This is a genomic window from Propionimicrobium sp. PCR01-08-3 (assembly GCF_030286045.1).
Taxonomy (GTDB): domain Bacteria; phylum Actinomycetota; class Actinomycetes; order Propionibacteriales; family Propionibacteriaceae; genus Brooklawnia.
On sequence record NZ_CP127390.1, the window covers coordinates 2108105 to 2127185 of the forward strand.

18 protein-coding genes and 1 CRISPR repeat array (1 of these 19 only partly in view) are annotated in these 19081 nt (G+C 62.9%); of the genes, 9 read left to right on the forward strand and 9 right to left on the reverse strand.

The window, feature by feature from the left end:
- Positions 1-12: 12 nt before the first annotated feature.
- Positions 13-1197, forward strand: coding sequence for an Mrp/NBP35 family ATP-binding protein (locus tag QQ658_RS09700; RefSeq protein ID WP_286024654.1), 1185 nt, complete (start codon positions 13-15; stop codon positions 1195-1197).
- Here the strand turns inward: QQ658_RS09700 and QQ658_RS09705 are convergent, their stop codons facing one another.
- The gene (locus tag QQ658_RS09705; RefSeq protein WP_286024655.1) at positions 1198-1695 is read right to left on the reverse strand and encodes a sec-independent translocase; all 498 of its coding nucleotides are present in this window, start codon (positions 1693-1695) and stop codon (positions 1198-1200) included. It lies immediately after the preceding gene.
- A 23-nt stretch (positions 1696-1718) separates the two neighbouring features.
- On the reverse strand, positions 1719-2600 hold the full coding sequence (dapA, locus tag QQ658_RS09710; RefSeq protein WP_286024656.1) for a 4-hydroxy-tetrahydrodipicolinate synthase: 882 nt from the start codon (positions 2598-2600) through the stop codon (positions 1719-1721).
- Between the two features lie 170 nt (positions 2601-2770).
- Here dapA and QQ658_RS09715 point away from each other — a divergent pair, with 170 nt between their 5' ends.
- Positions 2771-3412, forward strand: coding sequence for an O-methyltransferase (locus tag QQ658_RS09715; protein ID WP_286024657.1), 642 nt, complete (start codon positions 2771-2773; stop codon positions 3410-3412).
- A 275-nt stretch (positions 3413-3687) separates the two neighbouring features.
- On the opposite strand, the gene glgC is transcribed toward QQ658_RS09715, so the two are convergent.
- On the reverse strand, positions 3688-4911 hold the full coding sequence (glgC, locus tag QQ658_RS09720; protein ID WP_286024658.1) for a glucose-1-phosphate adenylyltransferase: 1224 nt from the start codon (positions 4909-4911) through the stop codon (positions 3688-3690).
- Positions 4912-5192: 281 nt separating this feature from the next.
- Between glgC and glgA the strand changes: the two genes are divergently transcribed.
- Complete coding sequence (glgA, locus tag QQ658_RS09725; protein WP_286024659.1) at positions 5193-6386, forward strand: glycogen synthase; 1194 nt, start codon at positions 5193-5195, stop codon at positions 6384-6386.
- A gap of 246 nt (positions 6387-6632) precedes the next feature.
- On the opposite strand, the gene QQ658_RS09730 is transcribed toward glgA, so the two are convergent.
- From QQ658_RS09730 to dapE, 3 genes are all read right to left on the reverse strand, one after another.
- A complete protein-coding gene (locus tag QQ658_RS09730; RefSeq protein ID WP_286024660.1) occupies positions 6633-6800 on the reverse strand; it encodes a DUF3117 domain-containing protein in 168 nt (55 codons plus the stop codon).
- Between the two features lie 208 nt (positions 6801-7008).
- Positions 7009-7344 carry a DivIVA domain-containing protein gene (locus QQ658_RS09735; RefSeq protein ID WP_286024661.1) on the reverse strand — a complete coding sequence of 112 codons (336 nt, stop codon included), beginning with the start codon at positions 7342-7344 and terminating at the stop codon, positions 7009-7011.
- Between the two features lie 2 nt (positions 7345-7346).
- A complete protein-coding gene (dapE, locus tag QQ658_RS09740; RefSeq protein WP_286024662.1) occupies positions 7347-8426 on the reverse strand; it encodes a succinyl-diaminopimelate desuccinylase in 1080 nt (359 codons plus the stop codon).
- A gap of 305 nt (positions 8427-8731) precedes the next feature.
- Here dapE and dapD point away from each other — a divergent pair, with 305 nt between their 5' ends.
- Both dapD and QQ658_RS15445 read left to right on the forward strand, forming a co-directional pair.
- Positions 8732-9706: a 2,3,4,5-tetrahydropyridine-2,6-dicarboxylate N-succinyltransferase gene (dapD, locus tag QQ658_RS09745; RefSeq protein WP_286024663.1), complete on the forward strand. Its 975-nt coding sequence runs from the start codon at positions 8732-8734 to the stop codon at positions 9704-9706.
- Positions 9707-9710: 4 nt separating this feature from the next.
- Complete coding sequence (locus QQ658_RS15445) at positions 9711-10595, forward strand: hypothetical protein (protein ID WP_353057919.1); 885 nt, start codon at positions 9711-9713, stop codon at positions 10593-10595.
- A 236-nt stretch (positions 10596-10831) separates the two neighbouring features.
- Here the strand turns inward: QQ658_RS15445 and dapC are convergent, their stop codons facing one another.
- The 3 genes from dapC to QQ658_RS09765 all read right to left on the reverse strand — a co-directional run bounded on the left by dapC (position 10832) and on the right by QQ658_RS09765 (position 14089).
- The gene (dapC, locus tag QQ658_RS09755; RefSeq protein WP_286024664.1) at positions 10832-11938 is read right to left on the reverse strand and encodes a succinyldiaminopimelate transaminase; all 1107 of its coding nucleotides are present in this window, start codon (positions 11936-11938) and stop codon (positions 10832-10834) included.
- Positions 11939-11941: 3 nt separating this feature from the next.
- Positions 11942-12259: a ferredoxin gene (gene fdxA, locus QQ658_RS09760; protein ID WP_286024665.1), complete on the reverse strand. Its 318-nt coding sequence runs from the start codon at positions 12257-12259 to the stop codon at positions 11942-11944.
- A gap of 111 nt (positions 12260-12370) precedes the next feature.
- A complete protein-coding gene (locus QQ658_RS09765) occupies positions 12371-14089 on the reverse strand; it encodes a VanW family protein (RefSeq protein ID WP_286024666.1) in 1719 nt (572 codons plus the stop codon).
- Between the two features lie 253 nt (positions 14090-14342).
- Between QQ658_RS09765 and fumC the strand changes: the two genes are divergently transcribed.
- From fumC to QQ658_RS09785, 4 genes are all read left to right on the forward strand, one after another.
- Positions 14343-15743: a class II fumarate hydratase gene (fumC, locus tag QQ658_RS09770; protein ID WP_286024667.1), complete on the forward strand. Its 1401-nt coding sequence runs from the start codon at positions 14343-14345 to the stop codon at positions 15741-15743.
- A gap of 374 nt (positions 15744-16117) precedes the next feature.
- Positions 16118-16738 (forward strand): GNAT family N-acetyltransferase, encoded by a 621-nt coding sequence (locus QQ658_RS09775; protein ID WP_286024668.1) that lies wholly within the window; start codon positions 16118-16120, stop codon positions 16736-16738.
- A gap of 357 nt (positions 16739-17095) precedes the next feature.
- Positions 17096-18574: a sodium/proline symporter PutP gene (putP, locus tag QQ658_RS09780; protein WP_286024669.1), complete on the forward strand. Its 1479-nt coding sequence runs from the start codon at positions 17096-17098 to the stop codon at positions 18572-18574.
- Positions 18575-18597: 23 nt separating this feature from the next.
- On the forward strand, positions 18598-18816 hold the full coding sequence (locus QQ658_RS09785; RefSeq protein WP_286024670.1) for a TraX family protein: 219 nt from the start codon (positions 18598-18600) through the stop codon (positions 18814-18816).
- A 129-nt stretch (positions 18817-18945) separates the two neighbouring features.
- A CRISPR array of direct repeats spans positions 18946-19081; the repeat unit is 36 nt; unit sequence GCTGGGGATCAGTTCGATAACCCCTTGATAGACTTC (it continues 1373 nt past the right edge of the window).

The window sequence follows — 19081 nt, forward strand, 5'->3', positions numbered from 1 at the left end:
AGTGATGAACCCGTGAGTGAAACCAATCCGATACTGGCGAACGTGCGCCAAGCGCTGTCCACGGTGATCGATCCGGAGATCCGGCGCCCCATCACCGATCTGGACATGGTCGACGAACTGGCCATCGACGAGGCCGGTGTCGTCCAGGTCACCGTGTTGCTGACCGTTGCCGGATGCCCGCTGCGCAACACCATCGAAGAAGACGTGACCGCCGCAGTGAACAAGGTGCCCGGAGTCACCGGTCTCAAGCTCGAGATCGGCGCGATGAGCGCCGAGCAGCGCGCCGCACTGACCAGCAAGCTTCGTGGCGGCGCTCCGCAGCCTGTCATTCCATTCGCTCAGCCGGGTTCGTTGACCCGGGTGATCGCCGTCGCCTCCGGCAAAGGCGGTGTCGGCAAGAGCTCGATGACGGTCAACCTGGCCTTGGATCTCGCCAAGCAGGGCTTCAGCGTCGGACTGCTCGACGCCGACATCTACGGCCACTCGATCCCCGACCTGCTGGGCATTCCCGAGGACGCCCGGCCCACCATGGTCGACTCCATGATCATGCCGGTACCGGTCGAGTATGTCAGCGCCGACGGCAAGAAGGCCGCGCTGAAGGTGATCAGCATGGGCATGCTGAAGGAGTCGAAGGACCAGGTGATCGCCTGGCGCGGCCCGATCCTCGATCGCGCACTCACCCAGCTACTCGCCGAGGTCTTCTGGGGCGATCTCGACTTCTTCCTCATCGATCTGCCTCCGGGCACCGGTGATGTCGCAATGTCGATCGGCCAGAAGCTGCCGGGCAGCGACATGATCGTGGTCACCACCCCGCAGCCCAGTGTCGCCTGGGTTGCAGAGCGCGCCGGCACCATGGGGTCGATGCTGCATCAAAACGTGATCGGCGTCATCGAGAACATGAGCTGGCTCGAGACCGCCTGCCCGCATTGCGGCGAGACGCATCGTGTCGAACTCTTCGGCACGGGCGGCGGCCAGCAGACCGCGGACGCACTGACCGATCGGCTGGCTCACGATGTGCCGCTGCTCACCCAGATCCCGATGGATTTCGCTCTCGGTGCCGGAGCGGAGATCAACGCCCCGGTGGTCATTGCGCAACCGGACTCCCCCGCTGCCGTCGCGATCAGCTCGGTCGCCGGGCACCTCGTGCAGACCAAGCCTTCGGTGGCCGGCAAGCCGCTCAGCCTGATCACTCACTGATCAGGTGGCCTCATCGTCCCAGGGAATGCGCTTGTCACGTGCATTCGGGGACGATGAAGCTTGAGCTTGGGCCGTACCGGTTCCAGGTGTGGACCCCTCCGGCGCGCCGTCCTTGGCTGTCACCGGGGCCGCACTGATGACGGGTTTCGCCGATCTGACCTCGCCGTTGATATCGGACGCAGCACCGGTCAGATCGTTGCGTACCCCGTCGAGATCCCGCTTGATCTCGACGATGTCATCTTCGATGTCGGCTAGCAGCGTTTTGCGCACGAGGGTTTTCGGGTTCAGGTCCGACAGCTGAAGGTCCTTGTATTCCGGTCCCAGTTCGTCGCGTAGCGACCCCATCGCCTGATTGGCGAAGACGCGGACGAAGTGCACCACCCGGGCGGCCTTCCGGCTGAGTTGGGGCAATTTCTCCGGGCCGAACATGATGACTCCGAGCACCAGCAGCAGCACCAGCTCACTTGCGCCGATACCGAAAAACTCCTGTGGAATCACCTGCGTGACCTAAGAACGAAGAATTACAGATTCGCCTGATCCAAAATGGCGCCGAATGCCTTGGCCTGGGCTTTGGAAGCGGGCAGCAACGGGGCCCGGAGACCGCCGACATCGAAGCCTTGATGCGCCAACCCCGCCTTGACCATCATGACGCCCTGGGTGGCGAAGACGCCGGTGTAGACGGGCAGCAGTTCGCGATAGATGCGCAGGGCCTCTGCCGTGTTCCCGGCGAACCAGGCGTCCAAGAGCTCGGCTGTGCGGCGTCCGGTGAAATGGGTGGATGTGCCGATCACGCCGACACCGCCGACCGACAAGATCGGCAGCACCTTGGCGTCGTCCCCGGCGAAGTAGTTGAGGTCTGTGGCGGCCATCACCTCAGCCGATCCGGCGATGTCGTTCTTCGCGTCCTTCACGGCCACAATATTGGGATGCTTGGCCAGCCGCATCAGTGAGGACGTCTCGATAGGACGCCCGGTACGGTGCGGAATGTCGTAAAGGATCATCGGCAAATCGGTCGCGCCGGCCAAAGTCTCGAAGTGCGCGACGATGGCGTCCTGGGGCGGCAACGAATAGTAGGGCGTCACGGCCAGCAGCCCGTCGGCACCGGCGGCGGCGGCCTGGTGGCACAACTCCACCGAGTGAGCGGTGATATTGGTGCCGATGCCTGCCACGACTTTGGCGTGGTCTCCGACTGCCTCCTTCACCGCACCGACGAGCCGCGCTTTCTCTTCGTCGGTGGTGGTGGGTGATTCACCGGTGGTGCCGTTGACAAGGACAATCTCATTGCGCTGCTCATCTACCAGCCGGAGGGCCAGCTTCTGCGCCTTCACCAGATCGACTCCGCCTTCGGCATCGAAAGGAGTCACCATGGCAGTTGCTAGCCGGCCGAGCACTGGTTCAGTCATGGCACCATGATAGACGTGCTCACCCTCGACAAGTCTTCTGCGTTCACCATGGTCAGGCGCCCAATTCTGCGAAGCGACGGGCAGCGATAATTCTCCGGCGGGAGCCTACCGTGAACCATTCGGGTCGGCACCGCAGGCGTTGTGCAGCCATTACCAGTAGGATTGCGGTTGTGAGTGAGACTTTCCTGCTCGACCAGCGTTCGGTCGCTTTTGCCGAGGACTATGTTCCTGCCTCTGAACAGGTCAGTGCCGCCAGGCGCAATGCGATCGCAGACGATGCTCCTGCGCCATCCAACGGCGTAACCACTGCCCTGACCTTCCTCGCCAAGGCGCTCGATGCCACGGCGGTCGTCGAGATCGGCACCGGCACGGGGACGACCGGCCTGGCGCTTTTCGAGGGCATGAATCCCAACGGCGTCCTCACCAGCATCGACTCGGAGGTCGACTGGCAGTTGGACGCGAAGCAGACCTTCCGTGACAACCAAATTCCCTCGCAGCGTTTCCGGTTGATCTCGGGACGCCCGCTCGACGTGCTCAACAACCTGCGCGATGGTGCCTACGACCTGGTCCTGATCAACGCGGACAAGCTCGAATATGTGGAATACGTTGCGCAGGCCGAAAGGCTGCTGCGTTCTGGTGGCATCGCAGTGATCAACGACGCCCTGTGGCAAGACCTGGTCGCCGATCCGGCGGACGAAACCGATGAGACGGTCATCATCCGGGAGGCACTCACCGCGGTACAGGAGGCGGAGATCTTCACCCCGCTGCTGCTCCCGCTGGGCGAGGGGCTGCTCGCCGCCGTCAAGAACTGAAGCTATCGGCCGAATACACGCTCGTGTTCCGTCGAGTTCGCTCGCCTTCGTACATACCGCTCTCCCAAAACAAGATTGCTCGCGTTGCAACAGCAGCAGGCTTCCTTAAGGCGAGCTTACGAACCCCGGCGGCGGGCAGCCGGCAGGACCGCCCGCGAATGCGTCTACCACCCCTGACCTCAGCCGCAGCAAAGCGGGGGTTCTGGGCTGTGTAAGCAGTCCAGAACCCCCGGTTCGCCGTTTTGTTTCTGCTAGGACTTGTTTCGGCCGCGCCCCTAAATCGGCGTGACCTCGACATTCTTCGGGACGACGGTGACGCCGTGGTCCGAGATCGTGAAGCCGCGCGCCTCGTCCGCTTCGTGATCGACGCCGATCTGCACGCCGTCGGGCACGACCACATTCTTGTCGAGGATGACGTTACGCAGCACACAGTTCTGCCCGACCCGCGAGTTGTGCATGATGACGCAACCATCGACCGATGAATGATTTTCGATACGCACACCGGGGCTGAGCACCGAGTGATCGACATCGCCGCCGGAGATGATGCAGCCGTTCGTCACGATCGAGCTTTCGGCGGTGCCGTGCAAGGTGAACTTCGCGCCGGGCAGCTGCGGCTGCTGAGTCCAGATCGGCCATTGCTGGTTGTACAGGTTGAACTGCGGAACCACCGAGATCAGGTCCATATGAGCATCGAAGAAGGCATCGATGGTGCCCACGTCACGCCAATAGTTGCGGTCGAGTTCGGTGGAGCCCGGGACGTCATTCTCGGTGAAGTCGTAGACCGAGCATTCGTGGGCGTCAACGAACGATGGGATGATGTTGCCGCCCATGTCGTGCTTGGATTCCTTGTCGTGCCCGTCGGCTTCCAGGCATTCCACGAATTCTTTCCGGCTGAAGATGTAGTTGCCCATGGAGGCGAACGACTCGTCCGGTGAATCGGGAAGCCCTGGCGGATCTTTCGGCTTCTCCAAGAAACGCTCGATCACCCGGTCAGAGCCGGCATCGATGATGCCGAACGCCGAAGCCTCGTTTCTGGGCACCCGGATAGCCGCAACCGAGGCAGGCAGCCGGGAATCGATATGCGCCTGCAGCATCTGCGCGACATCCATCCGATAGATGTTGTCGGCGCCGAAGACGATGATGTAATCGGGATTCTCATCGTTGATCAGGTTCATCGACTGGTAGATGGCATCAGCACTGCCCTGATACCAGTGCGGTCCGCGGCGCTGCTGAGCCGGAACCGGCGTGATGTAGTTGCCGAGCATGCTCGACAGGCGCCAGCTGACGGTGATGTGCCGGTCGAGCGAATGCGACTTGTACTGGGTGAGCACGGCGACTTTCGTGAAGCCGGAATTCACCATATTTGAGAGGGCGAAATCGATGAGGCGGTAGGTGCCACCGAAGGGTACGGCCGGCTTGGCCCGATCAGCAGTGAGGGGCATGAGTCGTTTGCCCTCGCCCCCGGCAAGAACAATCGAGAGAACTTTGGGTTGTGCCATGACATGAACTTAAGGTCTCGCGCCCAACTTGGCAACACATATAGAAAACTGGTGGCTCCGAGCGCTCTCACCTCGGAGGAGGAGTTACTCCGCCCGGCACGGTCACAGCCCGAGACGAGCATCTGCACCCACGCCATCGGGCATCGCGAGTCCGGCCACTGAGCACCGCCTTTTCTGGTGACCCTCACCTTGGGCGAAGACCTGAGGCAATTCGTGGTTCACCTGGAGTTTTTTTCTCGTTCGCGCTGCCGCAAATCCAGGTCATGTGACACGATCAGGTCATGCGCGTTTCGATACTCACCCGGGAATACCCTCCCTATATCTACGGCGGTGCCGGCGTCCACGTCGGACAACTGGTTCCCCAACTCCGCAAGTTCTGTGACTTCGTTGACGTTCAGGCCATGGGCGAGCCCCGCGAAGGCGCCACCGCCCATCCCGAGAACTACCCCGAAGGCGCCAACGGCGCCATCCGTACGCTGGGCGCCGACGTTGCGATGGCCGCCGCCGTGCCCGAGGTCGACGTCATCCACGCACATACCTGGTATGCGCAGTTCGCCGGCATCATCGCCGGCCAGTTCCAAGACGTCCCGACCGTGGTGACCGCCCACTCGCTGGAGCCCGATCGTCCGTGGAAGGTCGAGCAACTGGGCGGTGGCTATCGGGTTTCGAGCTGGATCGAGAAGACCGCCTATGAGAATGCGGACGCCGTGATCGCGGTCTCCGCGGCCATGATCGAGAACATTCAGAATGCCTACCCGTTCGTCGAGCGGGAGCGTATTCACGTGGTCAGGAACGGCATCGATCCCGACGAGTTCAAGCCCGACCCCAACACCGACATCATCGAAGGCTTGGGCGTCGATCTTGATAAGCCGATCGTGACCTTCGTCGGACGCATTACCCGCCAGAAGGGCCTGGTCCATCTGGTTCGCGCGGCACAGCTGCTGGATCCGGACACCCAGGTGCTGCTGCTGGCGGGCGCCCCCGACACCCCGGAGATCGCCGAAGAGTTCAACAAGGCGTTCGGTGACCTCGACGCATCGCGCAGCGGCGTGAAGTGGGTGCAGGAGATGCTGCCCCGCGAGTCGGTGCGGCAGGTGCTCACCCATTCGACAGTGTTTGCCTGCCCGTCCATCTATGAGCCGCTCGGCATCGTCAATCTTGAGGCCATGGCCTGCGAGATTCCGGTGGTGGCTTCGGCCGTCGGCGGCATTCCCGAGGTCGTGGTGGATGGCGAGACCGGGCTGCTGGTGCCCTACGACCCGGCCAAGGCCGGCGATGCGTCCTACATCGAGGCATTCGAGAAGGACTTCGCCGACAAGCTGAACCAGGTGACCCGCGATCGGTCACGGGCCCGCGAGATGGGCCTTGCCGGCCGCCGGCGCTGCATCGACCAGTTCAGTTGGGAGAAGATCGCCCGGGAGACCGTGGAGGTCTACAAGGCGGCCATCGCCCATCACGACGCCAAGAAGAAGTGATCGGGAAAGCCTGCCTGACCCGCAGGCCAAAGCCGTCTGCAATGCTGCATTTCTCCGTGTGATGACCCTGAACCCGATAGCGCCGAAGCATCCGGTGCAGCGATGAGAGGAACCGGGGATCAGGGCGGGGTATCGGAAACATCCGGCAAATAAAAACAAAGAAGACCGGTTGGGCGAACCATCGTGGTTTCACCCAACCGGCCTTCGCGTTTCACATGAAAGTGTGTGCCGGAGTTGATGTGGTCGTCAGCCCACCACGGATTTGAGGCACTCCAGCAGGGAGGACGCTTCTTCAGCGTTCAACTCGACCACCAGCCGGCCACCGCCATCCACCGGAACTCGCATCACGATGCCACGGCCTTCTTTAGCGACCTCCATCGGGCCGTCACCCGTACGCGGTTTCATCGCTGCCATTACATCCTCATTTCTGCCCGTCTGACGAACTACCAGATACCATTATTCCGCATTGCTCCCAGCAGCGGGCCGGTTAGGGTAGCTTTCGGAGTCTGATTGCCATCCACCGAACGGGTTAGCCCGGCATGTTCACAACGAGCTTTGCGCGCGGATGTGGCTTGCTGCGCTCGTCAACTCTTCGTGCCAGATCGAACCTGATGACGTGGGATCAGAGGCTCTCCGGCCAGCCGTTGGGCACTCCACCGATGAGTTCCGGGTCGACGGGCGCGCCTTCGTCCATCTTTTCGGACGAATCAGAGGTGCCATCGAGTTGTGCCGAAACACGGTCCAGTACTGCGTCCACCTGTTCCATCGAATAGCCTCGGGTGACTACCGCGAACGAGAGTCCGTCGAGGTCCTTCGCGGTGATCGGTTCGCCTTTGGACGGGACTCTGGGCGCCGGGCGATCGTCCACCTGGGGCGCCATCTCGCCACCCCGGCCAGTTGCGGCGAAGAAGATGAAGCCGACGATCACGATCATCAGCGCAGCGAAAACCCAACCCATGCTCACATGGTGTCACAACCGGTCAGCCAACGGGTCAGGGCGTCCACGCACGCCTGCACATCGGCAAGCGGGCATTCTTCATCGATGGCATGCGCCTTTCCCGCGTCCCCGGGCCCGAAGTTGACCGCGGGCATGCCCAGCGAGGCGAATCTCGCGACGTCGGTCCAGCCATATTTCGGACGAGGCTCTCCCCCGACCGCCTGCACGAATGCTGCGGCGGCCGGTTGGTCAAGGCCCGGACGCGCCCCCGGCGACAGGTCGCGCAGCTCAAGCGTCCACCCGTCGAAGAGCTTCTCCATCAAGGCGAGCGCCCGTTCGCCCGACTTATCGGGAGCAAACCGGTAGTTGATCTGCACGGTGCAGCTGGGCGGCACCACATTGGACGCCAACCCCCCGTTGATCAATGTGGCGTTGAGTCCCTCACGGTAGGTGAGTCCGTCGACCTCGATCTGCCGGGCGTCGAACCCACGCACCCGCTCCAGCACGTCGACGATGTCATGGATGGCGTTATGACCCAGCCAACTGCGGGCGCTGTGCGCGGCCGCCCCGATGGTGGTGATGTCGAACCGCGTCGTGCCCTGGCAGCCGCCCTCGATTTGCGCACTGGTGGGTTCCATCAGGACCGCCAGATCGGCCTTCAGCCACTCCGGATGGTTGGCGGCCAGTCTGCGCAGCCCGTTCGCGGTGTTCTCGATCTCTTCGCAGTCGTAGAACACCCAGATGATGTCGCGGTTCGGCGCGGTCAGCCGCTGCGCGAGCCAGACCATGCAGGCGATGCCGCCCTTCATGTCACAGGTGCCGCGTCCGTGCACGATGGTTTGGTCGCCGCTACCCGTGATCGTCGAGGGCAGGTTTCCGTCCACCGGCACGGTGTCGAGATGTCCCGCGATGATGACCCGCTCAGGCCGTCCGAGATCGGTGCGTGCCATCAGCGCATCGCCGTCGCGCACCACTTCCAGATGCGCGCACGCGCGAAGCGCCGCCGCTACCTCGTTCGCCAATTCGCGTTCGTTGTGGCTGACCGACTCGATGTCGACGATGGCCCGGAACAACTCGAGCAGATTATCGGTGGGCAATGGCATGGCAGCCAGCCTAGATGATGGATGCACGACTGATCAGTGGCCAGCGCCGCATCAGGTGCGGCGCGACACCTATCGAATGTTGAATCCGAGCTGGTAACCGTTCGGCTATTACATCCCGTGCCATCACACGTCATTTCGCGTACGGGTCGCGCGACAAACTGTCTCCGTCGCCAACACTCGTGAGAGCGGATTCGCCATCGGGCGTCACGCATCGGTATCCGAACGGTTGACGTCACACGAGGGTCGGCAGATCGGCGACAACAATGCGAATGGCAATGTCGGTGGCGCCGACTAAAGTATTTCCCATGAGCGAGTTTGACGCGTCCAGTGACTTCGACCCGACGACCGCCCCCGGACTGAAGGCGTGGGGCTGGGGCCTGCGATGCGTCCATGCGTCCGGTCAGGTGTTGGACACCTGGTATCCCGATCCGAAGATCGGCGAGCCGGGCAGCGACGATTCGCTGGCGCCCCGGTCGCTGCGCGCCCATCGCTTCCATAGCGAGACCCGGCACGTGGTCACCGAGCTCGTGCAGACCGTCATTAACCTGGACGCTGCGCCCGAAACCACCGAGGACGCCTACCTACGTCTTCACCTGCTGAGCAAGCGGCTCCGCAAACCGCGCAGCATCAATCTCGACGGCATCTTCGGCGTGCTGCCGAACGTGGTCTGGACGAGCTGGGGCCCCTGCCACGCCGACAGCTTTGAAGAGATCCGCGCCGACCTGCAGGGGCGCCGGGGCGGGCTCATTGTGCTCTCGGTCGACAAGTTCCCCCGCATGCTCGACTATGTCGTCCCCAGTGGCGTGCGGATCGGCGACGGTGACCGGGTGCGTCTGGGTGCACATCTGGCCGAGGGCACCACGGTCATGCACGAAGGCTTCGTCAACTACAACGCCGGCACCCTCGGCGCCTCCATGGTGGAGGGACGCATCAGCCAAGGCGTCGTTGTCGACGACGGCTCCGACATCGGCGGCGGAGCGTCCATCATGGGGACGCTGTCGGGCGGCGGCAAAGAGATGATCAGCATCGGACGAGGCTGCCTGCTGGGCGCCGAATCGGGCTTGGGCATCTCGCTGGGTGACAACTGCGTGATCGAGGCGGGTCTCTATATCACCGCCGGCACCAAGGTGCGGTTGCCCTCCGGTGACATCGCGAAAGCCCGTGAGCTCAGCGGCAAGAGCGATCTACTCTTCCTGCGCGATTCTCAAACCGGCGCCGTCGTCGTGAAGCCGCGCGCTGGCCAGAGCATCGAATTGAACTCCGCCCTGCACGCGAACTGACGAAATGGCATACGGTCCGGGCCCTTCTCGCTCTGCTCCGGCACGCCGCACCGGCGGTGCCATCGGGATCGTGGTTATTGTCGCCTTCGCGGTGTTGATCGCCTCGATCGTCACCTATATCGCCACCCATAACGGCGAGCAGGAGGAAGCCGTGAAGCCGGAACAAGGCTGCTTGGTGAGCGTCGACGACTTCACCACGAATCTCACCTGGGAACAGTCGGTCAACGCCTCGGTCATCGTCGGGGAGTCGATCAGGCGCGGACTGCCCGCCCGCGCCGCGACGATCGCGCTGGTCACGGCCTATCAGGAATCCGATCTGCGCAACCTCGACTACGGTGACGCCGATTCGCTCGGGCTTTTTCAGCAGCGCCCGTCGCAGGGCTGGGGCACCGCCGACCAGATCATGGATCCCTGGTATTCGGCCGGCAAGTTCTATGAGGCGCTGGTGAAAGTTGACGACTGGGAATCGGGGGTGATCAACGACGTGGCGCAGGCCGTGCAGCGCTCTGGCCACCCCGAGAAGTACGCCCAGCACGAGCCAAAGGGACGCGCCTGGGCCAGCGCGCTGACCGGTTTCTCTCCCGCCGCAGTGAGCTGCATCGACCGGGCGGACAATGCCGCCGACCCGGCTGTGCTCACCGACTTCATCGCCACGGTGTGGGGCGATGCGGTCTCGGTGACCACATCGGACGCCGGTGCCTTGCTGATCAGCACCGCGGACGACACCACCTCGTGGGCGGTCGCCCAACTCGCGGTGATGCGCGGCCAAGATCTGGGGATGACCAGCATTCAGGCAGTCGACCAGTCGTTCACGGTCTCCGGAGACGAGTATGCCTACTGGCAGCCTGCCGAAGCAGCAGCAGCCCCGGTCGTGGTGAATCTGCGATAACTACTCGCTCTACACCTATTGGATAAGGCCAGCGTTGACACCTCTTCACGACCGGTCAAGCCATGTCATCAAGCTTTCTCTGACCTGGCGGTTCCATAGGTCAGATTAATGGTCTCTATCTAAGCCTCGTTGTGCACGTTCAGGTACTCCGAGGTTCCGGGCACGAAACTGTGGCTCTGGAGCAGTGAAATTGTGGCCTCGGATTCCTGCCCTGGCGATCTGAGTTCCGGTGAGACTCAAACTTCTGCCAACAGGCGCTCTGCTGCTGCGTCCACCCGCTCATCGGTGGCGGTCAACGCCACCCGGACGTGGGTCGAGTCACCGTAGAACTCGCCCGGAGCGGTGAGGATGCCCCGCTCGGCCAACCAGGCGACGGTGGCCCGGCTGCCCTCGCCACGGGTCGCCCAGATGTAGAGCGAACCCTCCGAATCATCGATCCGGAAACCTGCCTTGGACAGCGCGTCCATCAGCACAGCACGGCGGCGAAGGTACCGTTCGCGCTGCACCTCGACATGCGCCTGATCGCCCAGCGAGGCGACCATGGCGGCCTGCACCGGGGCCGGCACCATCATGCCGGACTGCTTGCGCACCTCCAGCAGCTCGGTGATCAGATCGGGGTCACCAGCGAGGTAGCCGGCCCGGTATCCGGCCAGGTTCGAGCGTTTCGACAGCGAGTTCACCAGCACGATGTTGTCGTATGAGCCACCACACAGATCCGGACGCACCACCGACGACGGCTCCTCGTCCCAGCCGAATTCGCCGTAGCATTCATCGCTGGCCAGCACAGCCCCTTGCTCACGGGCAGCGAGCACCCAGCGGCGCAGCAGGTCGTCCGAGGCGATCGCGCCATGCGGATTGGCCGGGTAGTTGATCCAGATCAAGGACGCGCGGCCCTCGATCTCGTCGGGGTCGTCGCACAGCTGGATCGTGCAGCCGGCCAACTTCGCCCCGACATCGTAAGTGGGATACGCGCACTTCGGGATCACCACGAGGTCGTCCACACCGAGCCCGAGCTGGGTGGGCAGCCAGGCGACGGCCTCCTTGGTGCCGATGACCGGCAGCACGTTCTTCTCGTCCAGCCCCTCGGCCTGCCAACGCTTCGCCAAATATCCGATGATCGCGGCGCGCAACTCGGGCGTCCCCCGGGTCTGCGGATAGCCGTGAGCATCGGAAGCCGCGGCGAGGGCCTCGCGCACGATGTCGGGGGTCGGATCAACAGGCGTGCCGACCGACAGATCGACGACGCCACCCGGATGTGCCGCGGCCAGGGACTTCACCTCGCCGAGGGTGTCCCAGGGAAAGGCCGGCAGCTTCGCGGAGACCCGCGTCCAACGGCTGGCCATGCGCTATACCTGCGGAGGAAGCGCGGCTACGCGCGGCTCATCGTGATCGTAGACACCGACGCTGGCGGCGCCGCCGGGCGAACCGATGTCGTCGAAGAAGCGGGTGTTGATGTCGAGCCATTCGGCCTGGTCGTCGGGCAGGTCGTCCTCGTAGTAGATGGCCTCGGTCGGGCAGACCGGTTCACAAGCGCCGCAGTCCACGCATTCGTCGGGGTGGATGTACAGAGAACGGGGGCCTTCATAGATGCATTGGACAGGACATTCGTCAACACACGCGCGGTCTTTCACATCTACGCACGGCAGGGCAATGACGTATGTCATTCACAATCTCCTGTTCGATTCGCCGGCCCCAGGCGGACCGGCCACCCCGCAGATTGTATACCCGTAAATTGCTTGCCTTCCGGCGTCCGAACCTCGGGCGAGCGCGGACCTTTAAGACGGCGAAGGAGATGGTGACTCTGCGGGTTTCGGCTCGGGCTGCTTGCATTGGATGCGGTTGATCGGCGAGTACCGCCAGAAATAGTCCTCGGTGGTGGTTTGACCGTCCAACACCAGAATGCGCTGATAGTTGACGTCGAAACCCTGTGCGGGCGACTGGGCAACGCAGCTGGGGCTGGTCGAGACCTTGTCCTGGCCGGAGGTGTAATTCGACAGCACCGGGTCGGACGCCGTCACCGAGTCGAAGTACTGGGTCGACCAGACCCGCACCGTCAGCGATCCCCGGCCTTCGGGTGTGGCCGGATCGATGAACGCCTCCATCAACACACCGTAAGGGGTGTCGTTGCGGAACTGCAGATCGAGGACGCCTTCGTAGACGGTGGCCTCACGTCCGGGCGGATATTGGCTGAAATACTCCGTATGCGGGTGATGCTCGACGTCAGTCATACCGGCGAAGAAGGCCGCGTTATACGTAGTGGTGGCCGATTGGGAGACTCCCCCACCGACCGCGTATTCGATGTGATCGCCGACCAGCACACCGCCGGGCACGTAGCCGGTTGATTCGTTTCGCGGTCCGGTGGCCTTCGCCAGACTGAAGGTCTCACCCGGCTTGACCAGTTCGTTGTTGATGCCTGCGGCGGCCAGCCCGAGGTTGGTGTTGTGGTAGGAGTCATACGGGTAGTAGGTGGTGAACTCTCCGATGACCTCTTTGATACCGAGGTTCTCGGCGTCTTCGGTGGTGAAGGCGGCGGGCACATCGACGATCTCCAGGTCGATGGCCCGGGGAGCGGGATCCTCGATCACTTCGGTGAGTTCCGCCACGAACTCGTCCTTGCCGATGCCCCGGCCGTCGACCGAATCAACGACCGTGGGTTGTCCCGCCTGGAGTTCGACCGTGGCGTCCTTGCCCAGCACGGTGGAGAGCGGTTCGCGCACCTCGGTTGCATTGTCGTAGAGCGTCGGATAGTCGATCTCCATGGCGAGCTCTCCGTCGGTCACCCGAAAGGTCATGACCTCGGCTATGCGCTCGGCAGGCAGTTCGGCTTCGGCCTCGGGAGTTCGGACGGTGACCGGGAGGAGCGCCGCGGTGGCCTGCTCCGCTATCGGTGCGGCGTCCTCATCGGTGACATCCGGATCGGTCACCGTGAGATCGGCCTGGGCCTCGAAAGCCTCGTCTCGTGCATCGACCGGACGCTGAGTTGCCTGCTGATAGGCCTTCAGCACTGCCGACGCGGTTGCATCGACGTTGAGAGCGGTACCCCGCAGCATGGACTCGGTTTGCACTGTCGCGGCGTCCAGGCTCAGTGCGGCGTTCGCCGGATCGCGAGTGAAATCCTGTTCGAGCCCTTCGATCATGCTGGTCAGAAGCGGTTTGTCGGCCTGGACGACCGGACTGGTGCGTCCGCCACCGGTGATCACCCGGACCAGAATCCGCGGATCCCAGGTGGAGCCGGCGCCTGCTTTAAAGACAGTTGCCTGGTAGTCGACGCTCAGGCCGGCATCAGCCGGCGACAGCTCCACTGACTGATTGCGTTCTCCCACGAGCACGAAACTTGCCTGGTCGCCCGGCGAAAGCTGGTCGGTGAGTGTCTGCGTTGCTTCGTCGATGCTCATGCCGCCGATGGCGACCCCACTGACGGTGGCGTTACGCGGCACCGTATCGGTCGCCATGAAGTGCGCAACGAGGTAACTGACGGCGACAAGTGCAAGCACCCCGCCGGCTATCCATCCGATAAGAACGGGGAGCCTCCGGCCTGATCGTTCGACTCGAGATGCGCCGGTAGCCGTGTGCGTCAAAAGAGCTCCTCAGCCTCGCCAGTGGTGCCTGAATTCAGCCAAGGATAACCTGGCGGAGCTCGGTGGCGTCCCAAAGAAGGTCGAGCGAAATGAAAACGTCTATTCATTTCCCGAGATCGAACCGGCACCTGCCTGCACATGACGACGGCCTCATCGTTAGGCTTGAGCCATGTCACGCATCGAATCCGATTCCATGGGCACAATTGAGGTGCCAGACGACCGGTACTGGGGCGCACAGACCCAGCGCAGCCTGCAGAACTTCGATATCGGACGCCCCACCTTCGTCTGGGGACGCCCGATGATCAAGGCGCTCGGTGTGCTCAAGAAATGTGCGGCTCAGGCCAACGGTGACCTGGGCGAACTGCCCAAGGACATCGCCGACCTGATCGTCCAGGCGGCCGACGAGGTCATCGAGGGCAAGCTCGATGAGGATTTCCCGCTGGTGGTCTTCCAGACCGGCTCGGGCACCCAGTCGAATATGAACTCCAACGAGGTGATCAGCAACCGAGCGATCCAGATCGCCGGCGGCGAGATGGGCACCAAGAAGCCGGTGCATCCCAACGACCACGTGAACCGTGGCCAGAGCTCGAACGACACCTTCCCGACCGCCATGCATATCGCCGTGGTCACCGAGATCAACGAGAAGCTGTACGCCGATGTCGCCAAGCTGCGCGACACCCTGGCCGCGAAGGCCGACGAGTTCGTCGACGTGGTGATGGTGGGACGCACCCATCTGCAGGACGCCACCCCGGTGACGCTCGGCCAGGTAATCAGTGGCTGGGTCGCCCAGCTCGACTTCGCTCTGGATGGCATCCGCTATGCGGATTCGCGTGCACGCGAACTAGCCATCGGCGGCACCGCGGTCGGAACCGGCCTGAACGCCCATCCCGAATTCGGCAAGCTGGCTGCCAAGAAGATCACCGAGCAGACCGGCATCGAGTTCACCCAGGCCGATAACCTGTTCGCCGCGCTGTCAGCCCACGATGCGCTGGTGCAGGTCTCCGGATCGTTGCGTGTGCTGGCGGATGCGTTGATGAAGATCGCCAACGATGTGCGCTGGTACGCGTCCGGCCCCCGCAACGGCATCGGTGAGCTGATCATCCCGGAGAACGAGCCGGGCTCCTCGATCATGCCGGGCAAGGTGAACCCGACCCAGTGTGAGGCCATGACCATGGTCGCCACCAAGGTGTTCGGCAACGATGCGACCGTCGGTTTCGCCGGCAGCCAGGGCAACTTCCAGCTGAACGTGTTCAAGCCCGTGATGGCGTGGTGCTGCCTGGAGTCGATTCAGTTGCTGGGCGATGCGTGCGTGTCGTTCAACGATCACTGCGCGGTGGGCATCGAGCCGAACCTGGCCCGTATTCAGGCCAACCTCGATTCGAACCTGATGCAGGTGACCGCGCTCAACCGTCATATCGGCTACGACAAGGCCGCGAAGATCGCCAAGAACGCGCACAAGAAGGGCCTGACTCTCAAGGAGTCGGCTCTGGAGTCGGGCTTCCTGACCGAAGACGAGTTCGACGCCTGGGTCGTTCCGGTGGATATGACTCATCCGAGTGCCGCCGAATGAGCTGCTGAATTCGCAGCAGCCTTTCCGGGTCGCACCATGTGATGCGGGAAGCGGATTGAACTGCTGATGGTGGGCTGCCCCGATCGGGGTGGCCCACCATTTGTTTCTCTTCCCCTTTTGATCTCTTGTTCTTGATCCGAATTTGCGGCCCCCAGGCCCGTGCCCCAGCCTCACGTGTGGGGCTGCCCGCAGCCTCCCTCGTCGGATCGTGTAGGTCCGGCGCCTGTCCTGGGAGTTTGACCTACACGATCCCTCATCGTTGACGATGATCCGCGGATCCTCCGCCGATCGCGGTCACTCCACGAGCGTCGTAGGCCCGCGTCCGACACCGTCACCCCGGCATGGCTGCGAATCGCTCCGGTAGGGTCGCCCATGTGAGTGAGATAGCGGTTCGTCCGGCCCAGGACGCGGACATCGACGCGATGGCCGCCTTGCTGGGGGAAGCCTTTGCCGACGATTCCTACACCCATCTGATGTTCGGCGACGCGGCTGATGCAGGCAAGCAAGTGGGCGAATTGTTCGGCTACGAAATCCGGACGCAGTATCTACCACATGGCGTGGTCGATGTCGCCGAGTTAGATGGCGAAGTGGCCGGCGCAGCGCTGTGGATGCCTCCGAGTAGCCATGGTGGACCGCTGTCCTCGATCCGGACGATTCCGGCGTATGCTCGCCGACTCGGATGGCGATATGTCACGTCGTTGTACGGCGAATGGCAGTCGGCCAAACACCATCCCGTCTTCCCGCACTGGTACCTCTACCTGCTGGGTATCTCCCCCGCGGCACAAGGACACGGAGTCGGCGGTGCACTGATCGACCACGGCATTACTCGACTCGCCCCCGATGACGCCGCCTATCTGGAGTCGACGACGCCCGGCAGCGCCAGGCTTTATGCGCGGCACGGCTTCGTCCCACTGGGCGAGGTGCCGTTGACGCGAGGCAAGACCATGCTCGGCATGTGGCGTCCGGCAGCACGCGGGCCGCAGCCGAAACCCTGACCCCTGCTCTGCCACATCTGTGAGCTCCGAAACTGTAACAGGATCGACACAGCAGGCCGATGCCGCGGATTTGGTGTTCCTCACCGTCTCAAGCATGGCCAAAGTCGTGATCTGCCGCGCTTCGAAGGGGCTCATAGCTAGGCGGTTCGCGACTTACGCGTCCGAATAGAGACCCGCTGTCACGCAGAGGCCTTCGCGCGGATAGATTTTGCGCAAGCGCCACCCCGGGCGACCCGCGTCCGGATCCGCCGATGAATGCCGTGGCCAGCAACACGAAAGGTGCGCACTGGCCGGTCGAGATGGACCGTGAGCTGAGCCACGAATCGGTGGGTTTGGGCTAAAGGTGAGGAGACACCTGTGAACTCTGACAACGTATTCATGCTCGTCGCGATCATGATCTATTTCGCGGCCATGATTGCCATCGGCTTTTGGGCCAACCGCAAAACCAACGATCTGAGCGACTACATGCTGGGCGGACGCAACCTGCCACCGACTGTCGCTGCGCTGAGCGCCGGCGCGTCCGACATGTCGGGTTGGCTGATGATGGGGCTGCCCGGAGCCCTCTATGTGACGGGGCTGGCCGATTCGTGGATTGCGATCGGTCTGCTGATCGGGGCGTGGCTGAACTGGAAGTTCGTTGCGCCCAGGCTGCGCACCTACACCGAAGTCGCGCAGAATTCGATCACGATCCCATCCTTCCTGGAGAACCGCCTGAAGGATGGCTCGCGCATGTTGCGGGTGGTCGCGGGCGCGCTGATCTTGGTGTTCTTCACCTTCTACGTGTCGAGCGGCATGGTCGCAGGCGGCGTGTTCTTCGAGAACTCGTTCGGCTCGAACTACCACACCGGCATGCTGCTGGTCGCAGGTGTCACGGTGCTCTACACGCTGTTCGGTGGCTTCCTGGGAGCCTCGTATACCGACATGATGCAAGGCCTGCTGATGATGGTGGCGCTCGTGGTCGTCCCCATTCTTGGGTTCGTTGCGGTTGGTGGCCCGGGCACGATGGTCGATGTCGTCACCGAGGTGAATCCGCATGCGTTCTCGCTGTTCTCGGGGACAACCGCCGTCGTGGTCATCTCCGGGCTGGCGTGGGGCCTCGGGTATTTCGGCCAGCCACATATTGTCACCCGGTTCATGGCGCTGCGCTCTGCTGCGGACGCGACAGCCGGACGCCGGATCGGTATCGGTTGGATGTTTATTTCGCTGGTCGGCGCGGTCTTCACCGGTCTGACCGGTCTGGCCTACTTCACGCAGCATCCTGAGTTGACGTTGGACGACCCGGAGGCCATCTTCTTGGCCATGGCGCAACTGATGTTCCATCCGCTCATCGCGGGGTTCGTGCTGGCCGCGGTGTTGGCCGCGATCATGTCGACGGTGTCGTCACAGCTGATCGTGTCATCCTCCGCGCTGGTCGAGGATCTCACGAAGATCGGGCTGAAGCGTGAGCTGAGCCCCCGGGCTCAGGTGTGGCTGGGACGCGGCGGCGTCTTCTTGGTGGCCGTGATCGCGGGGTCTCTCGCCTGGACGCAGAACAACACGATCCTCGGATTGGTGGCGTTCGCGTGGGCGGGATTCGGCTCATCGTTCGGACCCATCGTCTTGCTGTCGCTGTTCTGGAAGCGGCTCACAGCGCCGGCCTCCATGATCGGCATGATCTGCGCCGCCGTGACGGTCTTCTGCTGGCAGTACACCCCGTGGAGCGCACTGTACGAACTGGTGCCCGGATTCATCGTGAACGTCATCGTGGCGGTCGTGGTCTCGTTGCTGACCAAGAAACCCGACGTGGACGCCGAGTTCGATCAGGCAGTGGAGCTGGCGAGCGCCAAGGCCTTCTGAGCGTACGCATATGCACCCTCTGCTTGCTGCTGAACCTTAAATCCCAATGCCTGTGCATCGCCCTGGTCGCGGCTGCATATGCGGCGCTCGGCACGACCCAGTGGATCATGGTCTTCGCCATCATCCCGATCTGGTTCTATAACGGACGCAAAGGCCGCGGCATGAAGTACTTTTTCTACATCTTCTACCCGGTCCACATCGTCGTGCTGTATCTGGCTTCAGCGGCCCTGTGGGCGGGCTGAGCCACGCCATCTGGCAGTTCAATGGTCTTATGGGCCGATAAGCCCCACGAGGCAGCCAGGGAGGACAAACAACTCCAGCGTCGATTATCCCTCAATACCGAGAGCCTTCCAGGTGGCGCGAAAAGAGTTGAGAAAACTCAGTTCGATAACCCCTTGATAGACTTCTCGATCTCGTTATTGACGCCAGCAAGGTGCTGGGGATCAGTTCGATAACCCCTTGATAGACTTCTTCTGCAACGGCGGCCGCAGTCCCGCACGCTGGGGA

Coding starts and splice junctions, on each gene's coding strand:
- dapA (WP_286024656.1), bottom strand. CDS start 2,600: ATGACTGAACCAGTGCTCGGCCGGCTAGCAACTGCCATGGTGACTCCT.
- glgC (WP_286024658.1), bottom strand. CDS start 4,911: ATGGCACAACCCAAAGTTCTCTCGATTGTTCTTGCCGGGGGCGAGGGC.
- glgA (WP_286024659.1), top strand. CDS start 5,193: ATGCGCGTTTCGATACTCACCCGGGAATACCCTCCCTATATCTACGGC.
- QQ658_RS09730 (WP_286024660.1), bottom strand. CDS start 6,800: ATGGCAGCGATGAAACCGCGTACGGGTGACGGCCCGATGGAGGTCGCT.
- QQ658_RS09735 (WP_286024661.1), bottom strand. CDS start 7,344: ATGGGTTGGGTTTTCGCTGCGCTGATGATCGTGATCGTCGGCTTCATC.
- dapE (WP_286024662.1), bottom strand. CDS start 8,426: ATGCCATTGCCCACCGATAATCTGCTCGAGTTGTTCCGGGCCATCGTC.
- dapD (WP_286024663.1), top strand. CDS start 8,732: ATGAGCGAGTTTGACGCGTCCAGTGACTTCGACCCGACGACCGCCCCC.
- QQ658_RS15445 (WP_353057919.1), top strand. CDS start 9,711: ATGGCATACGGTCCGGGCCCTTCTCGCTCTGCTCCGGCACGCCGCACC.
- dapC (WP_286024664.1), bottom strand. CDS start 11,938: ATGGCCAGCCGTTGGACGCGGGTCTCCGCGAAGCTGCCGGCCTTTCCC.
- fdxA (WP_286024665.1), bottom strand. CDS start 12,259: ATGACATACGTCATTGCCCTGCCGTGCGTAGATGTGAAAGACCGCGCG.
- fumC (WP_286024667.1), top strand. CDS start 14,343: ATGTCACGCATCGAATCCGATTCCATGGGCACAATTGAGGTGCCAGAC.